Origin of the sequence: Streptomyces sp. NPDC056169, assembly GCF_042268445.1 — a bacterium.
Classification (GTDB): Bacteria; Actinomycetota; Actinomycetes; order Streptomycetales; family Streptomycetaceae; genus Streptomyces.
Genome location: NZ_JBHJUO010000038.1, coordinates 1 through 19205, shown reverse-complemented (window position 1 = coordinate 19205; position 19205 = coordinate 1). Strand labels below are relative to the sequence as shown.

Here is a 19205-nt window from a genome sequence, read left to right as displayed (position 1 = left end):
GTGCTCCTTGGGGGTGAGGTTCAGCGCGTGCGGCGCTGCTGACTGGTGGCGGTGTTGGTCGGGCGGTAGGCGGCCGACTGGGGTGCCGGGGCCCTGCTGGTGGTGGTGATGGCGGTCAGGTCGGTGAGGCGGTGGAGTCGCCAGGTGAGGACTTCGCTGACGCTGGTGGCGGTGTCGGTCTCCCGTCGAGCGGTGGCTTCGGTGAGGAGAGCGGCGGGCTTGTGGCCGGCGTCTTCGGCTCGGGCGAGGGTGGCTGCGAGAGCGGGCCAGCCGGGCTCCGCGAGGACTTGTTCGGCCAGTTCGGGAAGGGCTCGGCGCAGGGTGAACTCCTGCCGTCGGCGCAGTGACTCGGCCAGCCGTGTTCCTCGCTGTCGGAGAACGGCCAGCGGCTCGGCGGCCTGGGCCTGATAGGCGGCGCGGAGATGTGCGGCGGTCTGACAGGCGGCTTCGGCCTGCTGGGTGTGGTCGCGGGTGCGGTGCCAGCGCTGGGTGGCGATGACCGCGAGCAGCAGGGCGTCGAGGACGGCTGCGAGGAGGGCTCCGTCCTTTGGGGCGGGCTCACGCAGGATCGCCTTCACCGCCCGGCGGGTGGCCCGGGCCGCTTGGTGCTGGGCGCGGATGCGGGACCGTGCGGCGCGCTCGAAGACGGCGGCGGCCTGGACGAGCTGGGGCTGGAGGCCGGCAGGGGCGACCAGGGGGAGTGCATCGAGGGTCTCGGCGAGGACGGTGATGTGGGCCTGTCCGGCCTCGTCCTCGTCGTGCGTGAGGTGGTCGGGTGTCTGGTCGATGGCGATGGAGAGTCGTCGCCAAGCCGGGGCGTCGGTCCGCTCCGCTGGCGTCGTCTCGGTGGCCGTGAGGCGTGAGGCGATCTTGGGGTAGGACAGGTCGGGGGCGAGCGTGGAGCCGGAGAACCACACCGGCTCGCCCTGGGCGTTGGTGTCGTCGTCGAGGGCGACCTTGTAGCCGCGGACGTCGCCAGAAGGGAAGTACTGGACGTCGATGAGGGCGCCAGCCCCTTCGACGAGCCGGAAGAACTCCTCGGTGGTCGTGGCCGCCGAGACGGCGGTGCGGACGATGGTGCGCAAGTGCTCGCGGGAGGTCCGGGCGGTGCCCGTGCGGCGGGCCTTCTCCTGCTCGGCGCGAGTGGGGCGCCTTGCGGCGGTGCGGTCGCCGCGCGGGACCTGGCGGAGCCCGTACTCCTTCTCGATGGCGACGAGTTCCTTGTCGGCGCGCAGGAAGTCGTTCCAGTTCCGTGGCGTGCGGAGGTCGCCCCGGACCTTGGTGGCGACGATGTGGATGTGGTCGTCGGCGTGGCGGACGGCGACCCAGCGGCAGGCGTCGGGGTCGCCGGCCGGTGCGATGCCGGTGGCGTTCAGGACGCGCCGGGCGATGACGGCCCACTCGTCGTCTGACATGTGGCGGTCTTCTGGGGCGGCGCGGATCGAGCAGTGCCAGACGTGGTTCCTCGGCGCCTTGTGGCCGGCCTGCTTGACCCGAAGGTCGAGGACGTCGGCGAGCTGGGCGAGAGTGGCGCCGGGGTCGCGGCCGGGGTCGGGCGCGAAGTCGTCCCACGAGGCGACGAGGTGGGGGTCGGTGTGCTCGTTGGCGCGGCCGGGCCCGTAGAGGTAGTTGAGGACACCTCGGGTCTTGTGGCCGGGCTTGACGATGTTCGCGATCAATCATGCCGCCCGACGGTTCGTGGCGGCCACATCCGCGGCGGCGTCGACCGCCGTGATCGTTTGCTTCACCACAGCCACGAGCCGACGGGCCTCCGCGAGCACGGCGGCGTCCACAGGGTGTGCATCGCCGCCGGCGTTGAGGCGGTGGGCGATCTGGTTCGCGTTCGTGCCGATCCTGGAGAGCTCGGTACGCAGGGCGGCGTACTCGTCGATCAGGTCGTCATTGGCGGTGCGCTCCGCGGGCAGGGCCAGGTCGTCGTTCAAGTGGGCCATGACGATGGCGCCGACAAGGTGCGCGCCGGCCAGGCCGAGGCGACGGGCTTCGTCGAGGATCGCCTGCCTCTCGTCGATGCTGTAGCGGACGTCGACGCGCTCCTTACGCTGCACGTCCTGGTGGGCGCGACGACGGGCGATTCGGCGCAGTGCGGCCTCGTCGGCGGCACGCACACCCCCAGTCCCCGGTGCGCCCTCGCGCCGGGGATCTGCCTCCGCCACCCCTGGGGCGGAGGCTTCCGCGTGGGACCGGCCCTTGGACGGTCCAACGCCATACCTTGCTGCGCTGTTGAGGCCGGTGCCTATCTCCTTCTGTGTGGTGGGGAGTTCGTGGTTCGGGTCGTGCATGGATCGGTTCTCCGTTGGGTGCTTGGTTGTGTGCGGCCTCTGTGTTCCCGCGCTCGGCTGCACGGGGACACGGGATGCGCCGGAAGGCGTGGCAGGGCTCTGCGAGGGTTAGCCGGTGCCGACGGGGGAGGCGGCTTCGTTCAGTCCGTCGAGTGGTCCGGCCTTGGAGCCGTCGTCCGTGGCGAGCTGGGCCTGGCCGGTGCGCTCGGCTTGAAACTGGTCGCGCAAGGCGCGGGCCCGGGGCAGGCCGATCCGTAGTTCGCGGCGCAGACGCTCGGCGGTCAGCTGGTCGTCGCTCCAGTGGGCGGTCAGGAGTCGGGCCCTGTCGAGGACTTCGGCGGGTGTGCGGGTGCGGTCGGCGGTCGACTTGGCGGCGTCGGGGACCCGACCGGTCGCCCGACGCGGGGCGGCTCCGGTCGACTCCGCCACCGTGGTCGGTCGAGGCGGTCGGGTGGCGGGGGCCGCTTCGGTTCCCTCGGTCGGCCCCGTGGCAGGTGCCTCGGTGGCCTCCGTGGGGGCCGACTCGGCCAGGTGCTCGGGGACCGATTCGGGCCGGTCAGGCGTCGACCGTGGGGTCTGGTCGCCGACCGACTGGGCAGAGGCCGCTTCGGGGGAGTCGGCCGACTCGGGGTTGTGGTGCAGCACCTTGGCCACGAGGTCCGACCCGAAGTAGATCGACCCGACCAGGAGCGAGGTCGCCAGCAGTACGAGGGCCCAGTTCGCGGGGTCCAGGTCGGTCAGTCGGCCCCACTGGACCGAGTCGGTGTGCAGGGCCGGTACGAGGCCGTGCACGTAGTTCAACAAGAGGCTCGCGACCGTGTAGGTGGCGAGGACCCGCAGGGCGAACGTCCGGTCGGCACCAGTAAGCACGAGCGCGGCGATCAGCGCGAGGGCCATCAGACCGTCGACCACGATCGGGTAGAGCAGGGCGGCGGTGGGATCGGCGCCGATGGCGCGGGCCACGTCGGACAGCGCGTTCCACGAGACTCGGAAGGCCATGAGGACGACGGCCACCAGGCCGAGGACGAGCGTGATGCGGCCTGTGCGGTTTACGCGACGCCCCTCAGCGGGTGCGGGCGCTCGGCGGGCGTCGCCAGGAGCGTCAGGTTGTTTGAGGGCCTCGTCCTCGGCGGCCGAGGCGGGCTGTGTGGCTGCCGGGGCGCTTGGGGCAGGGGAGTGCAAGGAGTGTTCTCCAGGGTGGGGAAGCGGAGCTTGTGCAGGGCCGTACGGGACCACTGGGCGTGGGTGGCCTTGAGCGGCGGGGACTCGTCCCACTCGTCCCGTCGCTGGTCAGGGCAGGTACGGGTGGGGCGGTGATGTCGGGTCGACTCGTTGCGGGTCGGTGACTCGTCCCCGCGCTGACCTGCGCGGGGACGAGTGGGACGAGTCGGGGAGAGTCAGGCGCCGGGCTCGACCGGGAGCGTGGCTGCTGCCTCGGGAGGGCAGTAGCGGGTCCACGCGTCGGTGAACTGGGCGCGTGTGAAGCCCTTGGCCTGGTTGCCGCCGGGGAAGCGCCGGTTGCCGGACTTGATGCCGTAGTCCTGGAGCAGGATCTGCAGGCCGCGCGGAGTGAGCCCGTTGGGGCTGTGCTCGGCCCAGGGCGCCTCGGGGTCGGCGTTGAGGATGTCCAGGAGGCGGCCGGTGCGGAGCGCCGGCTGGTCGCCCTCGGAGGCGAAGGCGCGGCGGATGTCGGCGAGGATGCGGATCTTCAGCCCGCCGTCCTCGTCGCGCCCGGACTCGTAGTCCGTCATCGCTGTGCACGCGGTGCGGGCCAGGACGGGCCAGTGCCCGCCCGCGAGGTCGGCGACGCTGATCAGCGGCGCCCACGTGTCGGCGGCCCGGTCCTCCACCGGCAGCTTCGGCTCCAGCGCGATCGCCTTCTCGCGTACGGAGGCCAGCCAGGCCGCCAGCCGCGTCCGGAGCTGGCGTACCGCCAGGTCGTCACGGCCGTAGCGCCAGAAGCTGACCTTCTCGGACTCGGCTCGGCGACGCATGCGGATGACGACCGACCGGTCCATGATCGTGTCGGGCAGGTCGCCGATGCCAGCGAGGGCGGCCATGGCGAAGGTGGGGAACTTGACCACCTCGTGGTTGGGGCCGGAGACGCGCAGGGTGGGCCGGTTGCGCTGGTGGCCTGCGTTGAGCAGGCCGCGCATCTCCTCGTTCTTCTCCGCGACCTTTGCGCTCCCGAAGATGGTGTCGACCTCGTCCACGAGGAGCGTGGGCGGGTCGCCCTCGCCTATTGACCGGAAGATCGCGGCGGCGGACGCGTTGACCGTGATCAGCGGCTCATGGACCGCCTCGATCAGGACCTCAAGGAGACGCGATTTCCCGCAGCGCTTGGCAGGTCCGACCACCGCCAGGCGAGGCGCGTGCTGCCATACCGTCTGCAGGTGGGTCGCCGCCGCCCACAGCGTGGTCGCGGTCAGTGCTTCGTCGCTCGGCATCACGACATAGCGGCGGATCGCCTCCCGGAGCTGGTCGAGGACCTCTACGCCCTCGGGGTCCGGGGTGGGCGTGGGCGCGGGGGCGGCCGGCTGCCCGGGTATGGCGATGGGCGGCCACTCGACGGGAAGCGATGGCGTGTTCGGGGCGGCTTCGTCCATACTGGACATCGAGCTCCTCAATCTGCGGGCCATACGGGACGGCAATCCCGGCCATGCAGCTAGTCGTTCAGGGATGGGCGGCGTGAGGTTTGCGCTTTGAGCCCCTCGGTGTCGCAAGCACCGGGGGGCTTTTTGCATGTCGGATCGCAGGGACCCGGCACACCTATCACTATGCCTGACGCATAGCTCCTTTGCAAGGGGCAGAAGATGCTGTACTGTTTTAACTGGCCCTGCGGACTGCAGCGGCATGCTGCGACAGGAAGGAGGAATCGATGTCCGATGACGAGCGCGACGAGGCGCCGGATGGTGTCCTGCTCAAGGGTGAGGAGAACGCCGCCAAGCGGATCAAGGCCGAGCGCGAGCAGCGTGGCTGGAGTACCACCACGCTCTCCGATCGCCTCAACGAGGCCGGCTACGAGATGAACCCGTCGGCGGTGTGGCGGATCGAGAACGGCAAGCGCCGTATCAACCTCGACGAGGCCATCGGCTTCGCCGAGGTCTTCGGGGTGTCGCTGTCCAACCTCGTCGGCCCGCCTGCCCTGGCAGCCGCCGGCCGCGCCATGGAGCTCATCGACACCGTCGTGGCCGCCAACCTGGCCGCCCAGAGAGCCCAGCACGCGTGGCGCCGAGCGACCAATGATCTGGGCGCCTACCTCGATGAGCACCCGGACATCCGCGAGGAGGCCGACGTGATGGTCAGCAACGCCATCGCCGAGAACACCATGAAGATCAACCAGGAGGAGTTCGGGCCGCCGCCCCAGCCGTAGCCCACCCCTCCGGCCGCCCTGGACCGCAAACCCCAAGCCCCGGCCACGCCACCGGCCCATCCCATCCCTGAACGACACCGGCCCGGCCGGGGTTGCCGCCCCATCAGCCGAGGCTAGAGAGGACCCTGCTTGCGCCAGACGGCGATACCCCACGCCTCTGCCCACCCCCGCACGGCGAAGGAGGTGAATAACAACGACCGCCTGCTCACGGTCGACGAGGCCGCCGAACGCCTCGGCACCGGCGTGCGCTTCATCCGCCGGCTCATCCAGGAACGCCGGATCCGCTACGTGAAGCTCGGCAAGCACGTTCGGATCGCGGAGAGCGTGCTCACCGCCTACGTCGAGGAACGGACGGTCGAACCCGTCCGCAGTCGACGGTCCGGCTTCGGGCTGGTGGCCTGATGGCGCGATCCCGCACGAGGGCCCCGCGCCGCAGCTTCGGTGCGATCCGCCGGCTCCCCTCGGGCCGCTGGCAGGCTCGCTACCCCGGAACGGACGGCGTGCTGCGCGCGGCCCCGGAGACGTACGAGACCAAGCGCGAAGCCGAGCTGTTCCTCGCCCAGGTCCAGGCCGACCAGGCCCGAGGCGACTGGATCGATCCGACCGCCGGCGAGGTGCTGTTTGCCGAGTACGCCACCCGCTGGATCGACGAGCGCGGCGTCGCGCCCACCACCGAGGAGCTGTACCGGCGGCTGCTCCGCCTCCACCTGGAGCCGACGTTCGGCAGCCAGTACGTCAACGCCATCAGCCCCGCCAAGGTCAGGACCTGGCGCGCGGAACGGCGGAAGGCGACCGGCGCCACCACGATCGCCAAGTCGTACCGCCTCCTGAAGGCCATCATGCAGACGGCCGTCGAGGACGATCTGATCCGCAGGAACCCCTGCTTCATCCGTGGAGCGGGCCGCGAGGACGCGGACGAGCGACCGGTGGCCACTGTTGAGCTGGTCTTCGCCCTGGCCGAGGCCATCGGCATCCGCTGGCGGCTGATGGTCCTGCTCGGCGCCTTCGCCTCCATGCGCCCGGAGGAGCTGGCCGAACTGCGCCGCTCTGACGTCGACCTCGACGCGGGCTCGGTACGGGTCCGTCGCGCCGCACCGGAGCTGAACACCGGCCGCAGGGTGATTGGCGACCCCAAGTCCCGAGCGGGCAAACGGGAGATCATGCTGCCCGGCTTCATCCTCCTCGACGTCCGCCGACACCTGGAGTGGTTCGCCCAGGACGGACCCGACGGTCTGGTCTTCGTGGGGGAGCGAGGCGCCGCCCTGCGCGGCACCACCTTCGGCCGGAAGTGGCGCAAGGCCCGCGACGCGGTCGGCATGCCGAAGGAGTTCCGCTTCTACGACCTCCGGCACACCGGCAACACCCTCGCCGCCGACACCGGCGCCAAGCTGAAGGACCTCATGGTCCGCGCCGGCCAGTCCTCGGAACGGGCCCAGCTGATCTACCAGCACTCCACGAAGGCGCATCAGTGCAAGCTTGCCGACGACATCGACGCCGACGTACGCCGGCAGCGCACGGCGGTTCGGGGCCTGGGTGGGGGCGCAGCCGCCGCTGTCCACAGGTTCCCGGTTCCGCCCTCGGGTTCCGGTGGAGCTGCGCGGGTGAGGTGACAGGAGCAGGTGGAGGTCCAGAGCGGACCTCCACCTGCTGCTTCTCAGCCTGCTAAAAGGGAGGCTCAGATGCGGTGCCGGCCTTCAGGGGTTCCGCTGCCTCGATCAGCTTGTTGGTCAGCTCGACGGTGGCGAGGTACCACCAGAAGATCCAGTCGAGGAAGGCGTCGTTGTAGTTGGCGAGCTGGTCCGCGCGCCGGTGGCGCAGGTCGAATCTGTTGGCGATCTCGAACAGGGCCCCGTCGTCAGGCTTCCCGAGGTCGTCGCGGATCAGGGCGCGGCGTTCCTCCAGGATGCCGACGGCGGCAACGATGGCCGACCGCTTGCTCTCCAGAGATGCGTCACGGGCGCGGAAGAGTGCGATGGCATGCCGGACGCGGATGGCGACGGTTGGGGGACTGTCGTTGAGGACGCGGTGTACGAGCTGGCGGCGTGCGTCGTCGGTGACTGCGACGAGCCTGCCCAGGTCCTCCCCTTCTGCGGCGAGCTCGTACTCGGCTCCGGCTTCGCGCAGCAGTTCGTTGATCTTCGCGCGGTAGAGGATTCGCGCAGGTCCGTTGTGGAATTCCGAGTGGTGCCAGCCGCACCCGCCGTAGGAGTGGAAGCTCCGTAGCCGGGGACGGCTGACGAGGTCATGGAACACCTCGATCAGCCCGTAGAAGGTGTCCTCGTCCCAGACTGTCGGGGCCAGCGGCCACAAGCCCGGGATGCCCAGGCGTCGTGCGATCAGCGCGGAGGCATCGGGCAGGTCGTCCGGCCCGTCGACGCACTCCTGACCGAACTGTTCGGCCAGGTAGCCGTTGTCAGCGAAATCGGCGACGATCCGCGCGAAGTTACGGCGGGTATCTCGTGCGGTGCTCCCGTCGGCAGACAAGCCACGGCCCTGCCGCTGAGGCCAGTATGGCCGTGGCGCGAGCGCGGGCCGGATCTCCGAAGCACGGCTGATGAGCTCCGAGAACCAGTCCTCCCGGGTGTCTCCCCTGAACCGGCTTTCCCGCGTGGAGCCCCAGCCGCTATGCGGGGCCTCGACTTCCTGGAAGTCCGCAACGGCTGTTGACCCCACCAGGGCCTCGGTCAGGAGCCACTCCACGCGGTCCTCCCACGAGGAACGGGAGCCATTGGTCCTCAGGATGCGTTCCCCTTCCGACACGAACAGCGATGTCGGCCACACCAGCTCGTAGTTGCTCAGGTCCACGATCACCGCGCCATCATCACCCATTCGCACGCATAGCGGAGCGGGCTTCAGATCATGCTTTGTGCCGGTCAGCCTCTGCCGGGCCTGTGTCGACTTCGCCGGCCTAGGGACGCGATCCTTCGGTTCGCGAAGCCGAGCCAGATCCGTCTCACTCAGGTTCGCCATTCCCGATGACGCGCGGTCTGGATCGGCCTCTGCCCTGACGCCACATGAGGTCCCGTATGGCACGTGAATGGCACGCGGCCCCTGAGAGGTCTAGACAACGACGAAGCCCCAGGTCGCCGACCTGGGGCTTCGTGGAAGAGCGGATGACGGGAATCGAACCCGCGCTATAAGCTTGGGAAGCTCATGTTCTACCATTAAACTACATCCGCACAGCGGCCGTATGAACGGTGCCGCATCGTTGCACACTGTACCCCATGCGCCACTTGAGGCGAACCTCACGCCTCCGCGTGTGCGGAGCGCCGCCTGGAGGGTGTCCTGTTGATCCCCTAATGTGGCTGTCTCGTCCACCACACGTGTAGGGGAAGGGACTTGATGGGTTCCATGGAGCGCACCGTCGTCCGCTGTGCCGAAGGGCATGTGTTCAGTACCGCCTCGTTCCCGCTTCAGCAGCTCGGGGCCGGGCGGATCGGGCCCGGGCGGCTCATTCGGTGTCCGCGGTGTGCGCGGTTGCGGCACGCGGTGCCCGTGGTGCTCGGACAGCGCTGAGCCGGACGGGCCGAGGGGCCGGGCCGAGAGGTAGGGCCGAGGGCCGGGGCGCGTGACCCTGCCGATTGGGGCAGGTCCGCGCCCTCTGCGTATCGTGGGGGCGTGCTTCTCTCAGACAAGGACATCCGGGCCGAGATCGATGCCGGACGGGTGCGCATCGACCCGTACGACGAATCCATGGTGCAGCCCTCGAGCATCGACGTGAGGCTTGACCGCTTCTTCCGGGTGTTCGAGAACCACCGCTACCCCCACATCGACCCCGCCGTCGAGCAGCTCGACCTGACGCGTGAGGTCGAGCCGGAGGGTGACGAGGCGTTCATCCTCCACCCGAACGAGTTCGTGCTCGCCTCGACCTACGAGGTCATCTCCCTGCCGGACGACATCGCGTCGAGGCTGGAGGGGAAGAGCTCCCTCGGGCGGCTCGGGCTCGTCACCCACTCGACCGCCGGGTTCATCGACCCCGGTTTCTCCGGGCACGTGACGCTGGAGCTGTCGAACCTCGCCACCCTGCCGATCAAGCTGTGGCCGGGCATGAAGATCGGCCAGCTGTGCCTGTTCCGGCTGAGCTCGCCCGCCGAGTTCCCGTACGGGAGCGAGCGGTACGGCTCGCGGTACCAGGGCCAGCGGGGGCCGACGGCCTCGCGCTCCTTCATGAACTTCCATCGGACCCAGGTGTGAGGCGGTAGCCGGCATGAGTGAAGTACGCGAGAACCTGACGTACGAGGGCTTCGGGACCGCCGTCCGCGAGCTGGCGCAGACCATCGCCGACGACGGGTACGAGCCCGACATCGTGCTCTCCATCGCCCGCGGCGGCGTCTTCGTCGCCGGCGGTCTGGCCTACGCCCTCGACTGCAAGAACATCCACCTCGTGAACGTGGAGTTCTACACCGGGGTGGGGACCACCCTGGAGATGCCGGTCATGCTGGCGCCCGTGCCGGACGCGATCGACTTCTCCGACAAGAAGGTCCTGATCACGGACGACGTCGCCGACACCGGCAAGACGCTCAAGCTCGTCCACGACTTCTGCGTCGACCACGTCGCCGAGGTCCGTTCGGCCGTCATCTACGAGAAGTCGCACTCGCTCGTGAAGTGCGAGTACGTGTGGAAGAAGACCGACGAGTGGATCAACTTCCCCTGGTCGGTCGAGCCGCCCGTCGTGAAGCGTGAGGGTCAGGTTCTCGACGCCTGAGTCGAGAACCCGACCCCCCCACGCTCCGGTCACCTGGTCACTTGAGTCGGCTCAGGTGACCAGGTTGCCCAGTGCCCGGTACGTGTTCGTGCCGGGGACCCCGTCCAGCGGGCCCGTGTAGCCGCCCGTCTGGGCCAGTCGCTGGAGCGCCACGTACGTCGCCTTGCCCGGAGCGCCGTCGATCAGGCCCGAGTAGCCCCAGCCGCGCAGGCACGCCTGGATCCCGCCCCAGCTGTACGAGCCGAGGACCCCGTCGGCCGGGCCCGTGTAGCCGCCGACCGCGGCCATCCGCTGCATCGCCGCGTACGTGTTCGTCCCCGGCGCCCCGTCGATCGGGCCCGTGTAGCCGAAGCGCCGCAGCACCGTCTGGATGGCTTTCCACGAGTTGGTGCCCAGTACGCCGTCGATCGGGCCCGTGTAGCCGCCGGCCGTCGCCAGGGTCTGCAGGCCCTTGTACGTGTTCGTGCCGGGCGCCCCGTCCAGCGGACCCGTGTAGCCGTAGCCGCGCAGGACCGTCTGGATTCCCTTCCAGCCGTTGGCGCCCATGACCCCGTCGAGCGGGCCCGTGTAGCCGCCTCCCTTGGCGATCTTCTGCAGGGTCGTTCCGTCGGCCGTCGAGATCGGGCCGGGGCCGGTGCCCGTCACGCTCAGGTACGTGCGGACCGCCGCGAAGGTGAGCGGGCCGGGGACGCCGTCGATCGGACCCGTGTAGCCGTAGTCGGCGGCCAGCCGCTGGAGGCCCTTGTACGTCTCCGGGTCGGGCGTGCCGTCGATCGGGCCGGTGGAGTAGCCCTGCGCGAGGACGGTCTGGACGCCCTTCCAGCCGTTGGTGCCGAGGACGCCGTCCACCGGGCCCGTGTAGCCGCCGTGCTGGGCGACCTGCTGGAGCGTCTTCGCGTCCGCGGTCGAGAGGGTGACCGGGCCCGTACCGCCGGCCTGGTCGAGGTAGCCGCGCAGACCGGCGTACGTGTTCGGGCCCATGATCCCGTCGACCGGGCCCGTGTAGCCGCCCCGCTGCGCCAGCTGCTGGAGGCCCTTGTACGTGTTCGTGCCGGGGACGCCGTCGATCGGGCCGCTGTACAGGCTCAGCTGGGTGAGGAGGGTCTGGACGCCCTTCCACGACAGGGGGCCGAGGACGCCGTCCAGCGGGCCCGTGTAGCCGCCGAGCTGCGCCAGCCGCTGGAGGGTGACGCCGTCGGCCAGCGGGATGTCCGGCGCCGGGTCGGGGATCGGGTTCTGCCCCGGGGGCGGCAGGACCGCCGAGCCGAACGCGTCCGGCCTCGCCTGGTTCAGGTCGACGGCGACGCCCTTGACCGACCCCGAGTCACTGAACTGGTGGATCGCCCAGTCCGGATACGCGGTGCCGATCCGCGGGCTGCCGGCCGGGGCGCCGTAGTCCGCGATCCACAGCTTCGCGCCCGTCGCCCGCGTCTGAGTCCAGGAGCGGGACTGGAGCAGGGAGGAGTACGTGTAGAGGAACGGGGTCGTGCCCAGGCGGGCCTTCACGATGCCGATGAACTCCGCCGTCTGGGCGTCCGTCCACACCGGGCTCTGGTCGACGCCCTCGACGTCGACCATCAGCGGCTCGCCGGGGCGGTAGTCCCGCAGATGGGCGAGGAAGTACTCGGCGTCGGTGGCCGCCGCTCCCCACCCCGTCATCCAGTAGTGGCCGACCAGGAACCCGGCGGCCCGGGCCTCGTCGACCTGCCGGACGTAGTGCGGCGAGGTGTAGGGCAGGTGCGTGCCGTCGTTGGAGCCGCCCGACTTCACGACGCAGAACCGGAAGCCGGCGCTGCGCGCGGCCAGGAAGTCCAGGTAGGCCTGGCTGGTGCCGACGTCGATCCCGTACACCGCGTCCGTGGGCGACGGGGTCGGCGCGGGGCCGGGGGCCGGGGTCGTCGACGGCGGGTGCGCGGACAGCCAGCCCGACACGCCGCGGATCGTGTTCGGGCCGAGGAGGCCGTCGACCGGGCCGGTGTAGCCGCCGTCCCGGGCCAGCGCCTGGACGGCCTTGTACGTCTCGGTGCCGGGCACGCCGTCGACCGGGCCCGCGTAGCCGTAGCCGCGGACCGCGGTCTGCACGCCCTTCCAGCCGTTGACGCCGATCGCGCCGTCGACCGGGCCCGTGTAGCCGCCGCGCTGCGCGAGCGTCTGCAGGACCTTCTGGTCGTCGGCGGTCAGGGTGTACGTGGTGCCCCCGGGGCCCGGGGTGCCCACGTCGGCCATCCGCGCGCCCACGTTGTCCAGCGTCCAGCCCAGGTACACCAGGCCGGAGAGGGAGTTGTACCGGGCGATGGACTGGGTGCCGATGCGGTAGCCGCCGGGGGCGAAGTCCTCCCCGCCCGACAGGTGGCCCGTCGCCATCAGGCAGCGGGTGCCGCCGCCGTCGAGGTCCAGGGCCACGTGGCCGGGCGTGAGCCGTACCGCGTTGGCCCACCAGTGGAAGGCGCCGCGGGGCGCCGCCGAGTAGTCCGGATGCCCCTCGCCCGACGCCTCCCAGGCGTCGTACGCCGTGCCCCGCGAGCTGCTCAGATCGCAGGCCCGGAACATCAGCGACTGGCACATGTCGGACCAGTTGTAGCCGTTGTCGAAGCCGGCGGCACCACCGTCGGTGACGTGCTGGCGAGCCCATTGCTCGGCCCCGGCGACCGTTCTCGTCAACGTGCACCTCTCTGAAGGGTGGTGGGGAGGAGGACGGACACCCGGGATGCGGCGAGAATCGTCTCCGAGCCCACCAGTTGGGCGCGGACGACCGGTCGCGGGTCCGCCGCGGCGGTCGGTACGCCGCCGTGACGGAGCCAGGGGCCCAGGTCGACGGTCCCGTCCGCGTCCGTGTCGAGGTCCAGATATCCGTACCGGCCCGGGGACTTCCGGCCCTCGGACACCTCGAACCAGAGACCGGGACGGGCCGCGTGGAAGGCGCTGAGGGAGAACCGGACCCGTCGGCCGGGCAGCGGCCTGCCGTCCGGTGAGGCGAGCGTGAACACGACTCCGGCGGCCGGGGAACCGGCCGGAGTCCGTGCGTCCGAGGCCGTCCACGCGTATCCGGGTGACGAGAACGTCCCCCGGACGTCCGCGCCGGATGCGCCGGAGGTGCCGGACGTGTCGGAGGCGCCGGAGCCTCCGGAGACCTGAGGCGTGCTCGCCGCGGCCGTGCCGCCCGCGCCCACCCCCAGGACCAGTCCCGGCAGCAGCGCGCCGACCGTCCGCAGGACGGACCGCCGCGACGGCGTGCCCCGCCCTTCGCCATCAACCCACTCGGGCACCTGACCTCACCTGACCTCCTGGAATCCCTGTACCGCCGGCCGAACCACGGACCGGTCAAGACCACCGCACGGCCCGTACGCCGACAACCCAACGAAAGCGCGGAGTTGAAGCCCCGGTTCCGCGCATTCGTTGGGTTGTCGGCGCCGGGGCGGCCCGATGGGATGAGCGGGCTCGCGAACCGTCCTAGACGAGGAGAAGCGTTGACCGAGAACGAGGCACGGCACCGTTGTGGCGGCGGCCAGGACGACCATCACGTCCCGGCGGGCGTCAGCCGCCGCACGCTGCTGCGTGGCGCGGTGGTGGGCGGCGGCGCGCTGGCCGCCGGCGGGCTCGTGCTGCCCACGAGCGCGTACGCCGTCCCCGCCCTCTACAACCCGTTCGGCGCGTACGCCATCACCGGCCCGTGGGACCCGCCGAACCACAACGGCGTCGACTTCGGCATGGCCGTCGGGACGTCGCTCCCGGCCTGCGGCGCCGGAACGATCGAGAACATCCCCTACAACGGCACCGGCGGCCACACCGTCACCATCCACCACGCCGAGGGCTACCGCAGCCAGTACATGCACCTGTCGCAGTTCCTGCTCGCCAACGGCGCTTCCGTGGCGGCCGGGACGGTCGTCGGGCGCTCCGGCGGAGCGGCCGGCGCCGACGGCGCCGGCAACTCGACCGGGCCGCACCTGCACTGGCACGTCATCAACGCGAGCGGCGTCCGCGTCAACCCGCTCTCCGTCACGGGCGGCGGTCCGCCCCCCGTCCAGGGCGAGGGGCTGACGCTCCAGAAGATCGCCGGCGCCGGCGGCTACACCGGAGCCCTGGACGGCGTGCCGGGCACGAACACCTGGAAGGGCGTCCAGCAGGTCATGAAGGGGTACGGCTACACCGGCCCCCTCGACGGCGCGCCCGGCGGCAACACGTACTCCGCACTCCAGCGACTGGCGCAGAAGGGCGGCTACACCGGCCCGATCGACGGAGTGATGGGCACCAACTCCTGGAAGGGCGTGCAGACCGTCCTGCGCCGGTACGGCTACACGGGCCCGATCGACGGCGCTCCGGGCACCAACACCTGGGCCGCGTTCCAGCGGATGGCCAAGCTCGGCGGCTACACCGGACCGGCCGACGGCGTGCTGGGCACCATGTCGTGGAAGGGCGCGCAGAAGGTGCTCTCCGGTTACGGCTACACCGGCCCGATCGACGGCGCTCCGGGCAACGCCACGTACTCCGCGCTCCAGCGCATGGCCCAGCTCGGCGGCTACACGGGCCCGGTCGACGGGGTTCCCGGCACCAACACCTGGGCGGCGCTCGCCAGGCTCGTCTGACGCGTCCGGCTCGTCTGACGCGTCAGACACCTCTGGCGCGTCCTACACCTCTGACGCGTCCGACACCTCTGGCGCGTCCGACACCTCTGACGTGTCCTGATCGTCGAACTCCGTTGGGGCAGGGTCTCTTTCCGAGGCCCTGCCCTCAGGCATGCCCCTCAACTATCTTCATCGTTGCGCGTCGGAAGGCTGCCGCGGAGCCGAGGAGGACGATGAGGAGTCGCAACGGGCTGTGGCGGGTCGCGGAGCTGCCCACGACCAGGGCCGGCGTCGAGCGGGCCTTCTCGTACTTCACCGCGGGGGTCCGCCTCGGCACCGTCGCGCAGATGGTGCCCGCGGTCCAGCTCGGCGCGGCGCGGGCGCCGCACGAGAGCGGCTACCTCGCGTGCTGGGGCGCCGCCGCCCTCGCGGCGGTCGCGGTGAGCGTGGTGACGCTCGTACGCCGCCGGCCGCCGGGCACGGTCGTCTCCGTACTCGACTTCGGGCTGGCCTGCGCCCTGCTCGTCCTCGGCCCCCTGGTGCTCGCGCCGTGGGACCGCTTCGGCACCTGGACCGCGTTCCAGCCGGGGTACGCGCTGTCCGTCATCATCACCGCCGGCGGGGTGCGCGGCCTCGCCGTCTGGGCGGCCAGCCTGCTCGCCGTCTCCCTCTCCTACGTGGTCTACCTCGGCGGCGACGTCGGGAGCGAGATGACCTCGACGGCCGTCGGCAACGTCCTGACCTATGTCGTGTACGCGCTGGTCGCCCGCATGTTCTTCGGCTACACCCGCCGCATCGCGCGCGACGCCGACGCCTCCCGCGCGCGTGCCGCCGAGCTGGCGCGGCGCGAGGAGGAACGGCGGGCGCAGGTGATGATGCACAACGGCGTCGCCGTCATGCGCCTGCTGACCGAGCAGGGGGACGACGTCTCGCGGGCCCGGCTCGTCGGCCAGGCCGAGTTCGAGCTGCGGCGGATGCGCTCGTATCTGCGGGGCACGGACGCCCGGGGCACGGACGCCCGGGGCGGGGATTCGCGGGGCGGGGACGCCGGGGGCGGGGACGCGTACGCCTCCGACGGCGACGGGCCGCCCGCCGGGCTCGTCCCCGTGGTCAAGCGGGTGTGCGACCGGTTCGCCGACCTGAACGTCGTCGCCTCGCTCGATCTCGGCACCGGCCTGCGGATCCCCGCCGCGCAGGCCGAGGCGCTGGAGCGGGCGCTCGGGAGCCTGCTCCTGAACGTCCGCGTGCACGCCCGCGCGCACGAGGTCGTCGTCCACCTCGACGGGACGCGGGAGGAGGGCTGGACGCTGACCGTGCACGACGACGGCGTCGGCTTTGACCCCGCGACCGTGACCGCCGGGATCGGGCTGCGCGAGGTGGTCGTCGGCGAACTGCGCCGGCGGGGGCTCGCCGTCGGGATCGTGTCCGCCGCGGGCGAGGGAACGACCGTGACGGTCCGGTCCCGCCCGGAGCCCGGGGCCGGCCCGCCGGGGCCGGAGCGTCCGACCGTACGGGCCGCCTTCGCGGACGTGCCATGAGGCCCGCGGTGGCGGTCGTCGACGACGCCTCGCTGATCCGCGAGTCGATCGGCCTCCTCATGCCCGGTCTCGACGTCGTCGCCGCGGTCGCGACCGTGGAGGAGCTGATACGCCGGGCCCCGGCGGTGGACGTCGTCCTGCTCGACCTGCACCTGGCCAACCTGGAGCAGCAGCCCGACGTCCGGCAGGGCGTCGCCGCGATCCGCACGCTCACCCGCCGCGGCTACCGCGTCTGCGTCTACAGCCAGGAGGAACGCCGCTTCGTCCTCGCGGCGTGCCTCGCGGCCGGGGCGAGCGGCATCGTCTCCAAGGCCCTGCCGCGCGACCGGGCCGAACAGCTCTTCCTCGACGTCGCCGCCGGCGGCACCGTCGTGCCGCAGCCGGTCGTGGGCATCCTCGAAGTGCTCGTCCGGCGCGACTGCATCACCCTGTTGAGCGAGCGCCAGCGCCAGATCCTGCACGGCCGCGCCCGCGGCCTGAGCTACGCCCAGGTCGCGCGGGAGCTGTTCGTGAGCGAGTCGACGCTGCGCGGCTACTGGTTCGACCTGACCAGGTCGCTGTCGGACTCCCTGCGCGGCCTCACGCCCGGCGAGATCGAGCACGCCCTCGGGCTCGCGCCGGGCGACCTCCTGGAGTTCTGGGCCGAGGAGCCGGCGGACCGCAAGGACTGGTGGCGCATCGGCGGCCGGGGCGGCTGAGCGGCCGGGGCGCCGAGCGGCCGGGGACGGCGAAGCCCCCCACCGCCGTGCGATGGGGGGCTCGTAGTTCGGCTTGCGTACGCGACGTATGCCGCTACAGCATGCCCAGCTTGGTCAGGCTCAGCAGCGCCACCAGCTGGATCGCCGACGCGCCCAGGGCCTTCGGCCACGGCAGGTCGTGCGAGCGGCTCACCATCATGGTGAGCAGGGCGCCGAGCGCCAGCCACGTCAGCCAGCCGATGACCTGGACGAAGCCGTTCTCCCCGCCGAGGAAGAGCGCGAAGACGAGCCGCGGCGTGTCCGTGATCGACATGATCAGCATCGAGAGGCCCACGGTCGGCTGCCAGGAGCCGTCGCCGCCGAGCTGGCGGGCGAGCGTGTGCGTGACGGCGCCGAGGATCAGTCCGCCGACGACGAAGCCGAGGGCGGTCATCAGGACGTACGGGATCGCCGTCGACAAGGTCGCGTTGATCGCCTCGTCGCGCGCCTTGTCGAAGCCGAAGATCGCGAGCAGGCCGTAGAGGAACGTGACGATCAGCGCCGGGCCCCAGACGGCGTGGTCCCGCATCCGGAGGAAGGTGTCCGCCGGGCGCAGCACGATGCCGCTCAGGAGGGGCTTCCAGGGCAGGCGGGGGCCCGTGGGGACGGGGGCGGCCTGGTAGCCCCCGCCGTCGCCGTACGGGTCGTCCACGCTGAACATCTGCGTGTGGCCCGGGTTGTTCGCCGTGCCGGCGTGCGGCTGCTGCGACTGCGGCTGCTGCTGGCCGTAGGGGTCGCCGAAGTACTCCGGCTCCCCGTAGGGCTGCTGCTGCGGCTGCCCCTGAGGGCCGCCGTACTGCCCGCCCTGCTGCCCGCCGCCGTACTGCCCGCCGTACTGACCGCTCTGCTGACCGCCGCCGTACTGACCGCTCTGCGGGGGCCACTGCTGCTGCGGGTACGGCGGCGGGGCCGCGTTGTACCCGTAGGGCGCCTGCTGCGGTTGCTGCTGCTGTTGCTGCGGGGGGCGGTTGTCCCGGCCGCGTCCGTTCCTGAATCCAGCCACGCCCTTGAACGTACCCGCTCAGGCTGTGGGGGCGCTCGTCCGGCCGGTCCTTGCCACTGAGCTGTGACATCCCCTAGGGGAATCCCCAGGGGCGGGCGGGCCGTGACGCGGTCGGTGGCCAGGCTTGGGGGCGCTGTGACAAATCCGATGTATCACCTCAATATCGGCCTCGTAGCTTCGGAGATGTCAGCGACCCGAGCAAGGAGATCTTCCGATGCGTGTCACCCGTCGTTCCGCCCGTACCGCCGCCGTCGCCACCGGGGCCGTCGCCGCCCTCCTCCTGCCGGCCGCGGGAGCCTTCGCCGCCGACGGCCCGGCCCAGGACCCGGCCCCGACGGCGAGCGACCGGACCGGGAGCGACGAGCCCGCGGGCGACCAGTCGGTCCTGTGGCGGAACGTCGACCTCGCCGACGGCTCGCTCGCCAAGGTCTACCAGGACGGCCCGGGCCGCTTCTCCGCCGAGATCTACGGGGGCGGGTCGCTGATCGACACGCTCGTCAGCCGCGACGGGAAGTCCGCGTACGGGGAGAACAACGGGCTCCACGTGGTCCTCCGGCCGGACGGGACCGTCTCCTCCTGGCTGGACAAGGCGCCCGCCCCCAAGCCCGCCCCCAAGCCGGTCCCCAAGCCGGTCCCCAAGCCCGCCCCCAAGCCGGTCCCCAAGCCCGCGCCCAAGGAGCAGGTGCCCCACAACGCCGCCAAGGTGGTCGAGCTGCCCGACGGGCACACCGCCACCTTCTTCGCAGGCAAGGACGGGCGGCCTTACGTGAAGCTCTCCGTCCCGGGCGGGAAGAGCTGGACGTACGACGTCCACGGCACCCTGGTGTCCCGGCACCGCTGAGGCGCCGACGCGTACGAGAGAGGGCCGCCCCCCGCGGCCCCCGGGGGGGGCGCGCGCACCGACGGGCCGCCCGGGGCGCGGGGGGGTTAAAAAAAAAAAACCCCCCCCACCCCACACAAAAAACGGTTGGGGGGGGTGGGGGGGGT

Annotated in this window: 17 protein-coding genes and 1 tRNA gene; 9 read left to right on the top strand and 9 right to left on the bottom strand. The window is 71.4% G+C overall.

Features of this window, described 5'->3' with window-relative positions; all coding sequences use genetic code 11:
• Positions 1-20: 20 nt before the first annotated feature.
• The 4 genes from ACFC0G_RS38460 to ACFC0G_RS38445 form a co-directional block, all read right to left on the bottom strand.
• Positions 21-1679, bottom strand: coding sequence for a relaxase/mobilization nuclease domain-containing protein (locus ACFC0G_RS38460; protein ID WP_376413322.1), 1659 nt, complete (start codon positions 1677-1679; stop codon positions 21-23).
• Positions 1680-2126: a plasmid mobilization relaxosome protein MobC gene (gene mobC, locus ACFC0G_RS38455; protein WP_376413320.1), complete on the bottom strand. Its 447-nt coding sequence runs from the start codon at positions 2124-2126 to the stop codon at positions 1680-1682.
• A gap of 282 nt (positions 2127-2408) precedes the next feature.
• The gene (locus tag ACFC0G_RS38450; RefSeq protein ID WP_376413344.1) at positions 2409-3317 is read right to left on the bottom strand and encodes a DUF2637 domain-containing protein; all 909 of its coding nucleotides are present in this window, start codon (positions 3315-3317) and stop codon (positions 2409-2411) included.
• A gap of 380 nt (positions 3318-3697) precedes the next feature.
• The gene (locus ACFC0G_RS38445; protein ID WP_376413342.1) at positions 3698-4906 is read right to left on the bottom strand and encodes a DUF3631 domain-containing protein; all 1209 of its coding nucleotides are present in this window, start codon (positions 4904-4906) and stop codon (positions 3698-3700) included.
• Between the two features lie 272 nt (positions 4907-5178).
• Between ACFC0G_RS38445 and ACFC0G_RS38440 the strand changes: the two genes are divergently transcribed.
• The 3 genes from ACFC0G_RS38440 to ACFC0G_RS38430 all read left to right on the top strand — a co-directional run bounded on the left by ACFC0G_RS38440 (position 5179) and on the right by ACFC0G_RS38430 (position 7283).
• On the top strand, positions 5179-5673 hold the full coding sequence (locus ACFC0G_RS38440; protein ID WP_376413318.1) for a helix-turn-helix domain-containing protein: 495 nt from the start codon (positions 5179-5181) through the stop codon (positions 5671-5673).
• A 183-nt stretch (positions 5674-5856) separates the two neighbouring features.
• The gene (locus ACFC0G_RS38435) at positions 5857-6075 is read left to right on the top strand and encodes an excisionase family DNA-binding protein (protein WP_376413316.1); all 219 of its coding nucleotides are present in this window, start codon (positions 5857-5859) and stop codon (positions 6073-6075) included.
• Positions 6075-7283, top strand: coding sequence for a tyrosine-type recombinase/integrase (locus tag ACFC0G_RS38430; RefSeq protein ID WP_376413314.1), 1209 nt, complete (start codon positions 6075-6077; stop codon positions 7281-7283). The genes ACFC0G_RS38435 and ACFC0G_RS38430 overlap by 1 nt, the downstream gene beginning before the upstream one ends.
• Before the next feature lie 52 nt (positions 7284-7335).
• On the opposite strand, the gene ACFC0G_RS38425 is transcribed toward ACFC0G_RS38430, so the two are convergent.
• Positions 7336-8502, bottom strand: a complete 1167-nt coding sequence (locus ACFC0G_RS38425) for a hypothetical protein (protein ID WP_376413312.1) — start codon at positions 8500-8502, stop codon at positions 7336-7338.
• 279 nt (positions 8503-8781) lie between these two features.
• Positions 8782-8852: transfer RNA gene (locus tag ACFC0G_RS38420), tRNA-Gly, on the bottom strand.
• A 439-nt stretch (positions 8853-9291) separates the two neighbouring features.
• Here ACFC0G_RS38420 and dcd point away from each other — a divergent pair.
• Complete coding sequence (gene dcd / locus ACFC0G_RS38415) at positions 9292-9867, top strand: dCTP deaminase (protein WP_376413310.1); 576 nt, start codon at positions 9292-9294, stop codon at positions 9865-9867.
• 13 nt (positions 9868-9880) lie between these two features.
• The gene (locus tag ACFC0G_RS38410; protein ID WP_024755952.1) at positions 9881-10378 is read left to right on the top strand and encodes a phosphoribosyltransferase; all 498 of its coding nucleotides are present in this window, start codon (positions 9881-9883) and stop codon (positions 10376-10378) included.
• A 51-nt stretch (positions 10379-10429) separates the two neighbouring features.
• On the opposite strand, the gene ACFC0G_RS38405 is transcribed toward ACFC0G_RS38410, so the two are convergent.
• Together ACFC0G_RS38405 and ACFC0G_RS38400 are read right to left on the bottom strand one after the other, a co-directional pair.
• Positions 10430-13039, bottom strand: a complete 2610-nt coding sequence (locus ACFC0G_RS38405; RefSeq protein WP_376413308.1) for a GH25 family lysozyme — start codon at positions 13037-13039, stop codon at positions 10430-10432.
• Positions 13036-13644, bottom strand: a complete 609-nt coding sequence (locus tag ACFC0G_RS38400) for a hypothetical protein (RefSeq protein ID WP_376413306.1) — start codon at positions 13642-13644, stop codon at positions 13036-13038. The genes ACFC0G_RS38405 and ACFC0G_RS38400 overlap by 4 nt, the downstream gene beginning before the upstream one ends.
• Positions 13645-13845: 201 nt before the next feature.
• Here ACFC0G_RS38400 and ACFC0G_RS38395 point away from each other — a divergent pair, with 201 nt between their 5' ends.
• The 3 genes from ACFC0G_RS38395 to ACFC0G_RS38385 all read left to right on the top strand — a co-directional run bounded on the left by ACFC0G_RS38395 (position 13846) and on the right by ACFC0G_RS38385 (position 17176).
• Entirely contained in the window at positions 13846-14961 is a 1116-nt protein-coding gene (locus tag ACFC0G_RS38395) for a peptidoglycan DD-metalloendopeptidase family protein (protein WP_376413304.1), read from the top strand.
• A 212-nt stretch (positions 14962-15173) separates the two neighbouring features.
• A complete protein-coding gene (locus tag ACFC0G_RS38390) occupies positions 15174-16478 on the top strand; it encodes a sensor histidine kinase (RefSeq protein WP_376413302.1) in 1305 nt (434 codons plus the stop codon).
• Positions 16475-17176: a response regulator gene (locus tag ACFC0G_RS38385; protein ID WP_376413301.1), complete on the top strand. Its 702-nt coding sequence runs from the start codon at positions 16475-16477 to the stop codon at positions 17174-17176. The genes ACFC0G_RS38390 and ACFC0G_RS38385 overlap by 4 nt, the downstream gene beginning before the upstream one ends.
• Before the next feature lie 94 nt (positions 17177-17270).
• Here ACFC0G_RS38385 and ACFC0G_RS38380 read toward each other — a convergent pair whose 3' ends face one another.
• Entirely contained in the window at positions 17271-18218 is a 948-nt protein-coding gene (locus ACFC0G_RS38380; protein ID WP_376413299.1) for a Yip1 family protein, read from the bottom strand.
• Between the two features lie 214 nt (positions 18219-18432).
• Here ACFC0G_RS38380 and ACFC0G_RS38375 point away from each other — a divergent pair, with 214 nt between their 5' ends.
• A complete protein-coding gene (locus tag ACFC0G_RS38375; protein ID WP_376413297.1) occupies positions 18433-19059 on the top strand; it encodes a hypothetical protein in 627 nt (208 codons plus the stop codon).
• The last annotated feature ends 146 nt before the right edge of the window (positions 19060-19205 follow it).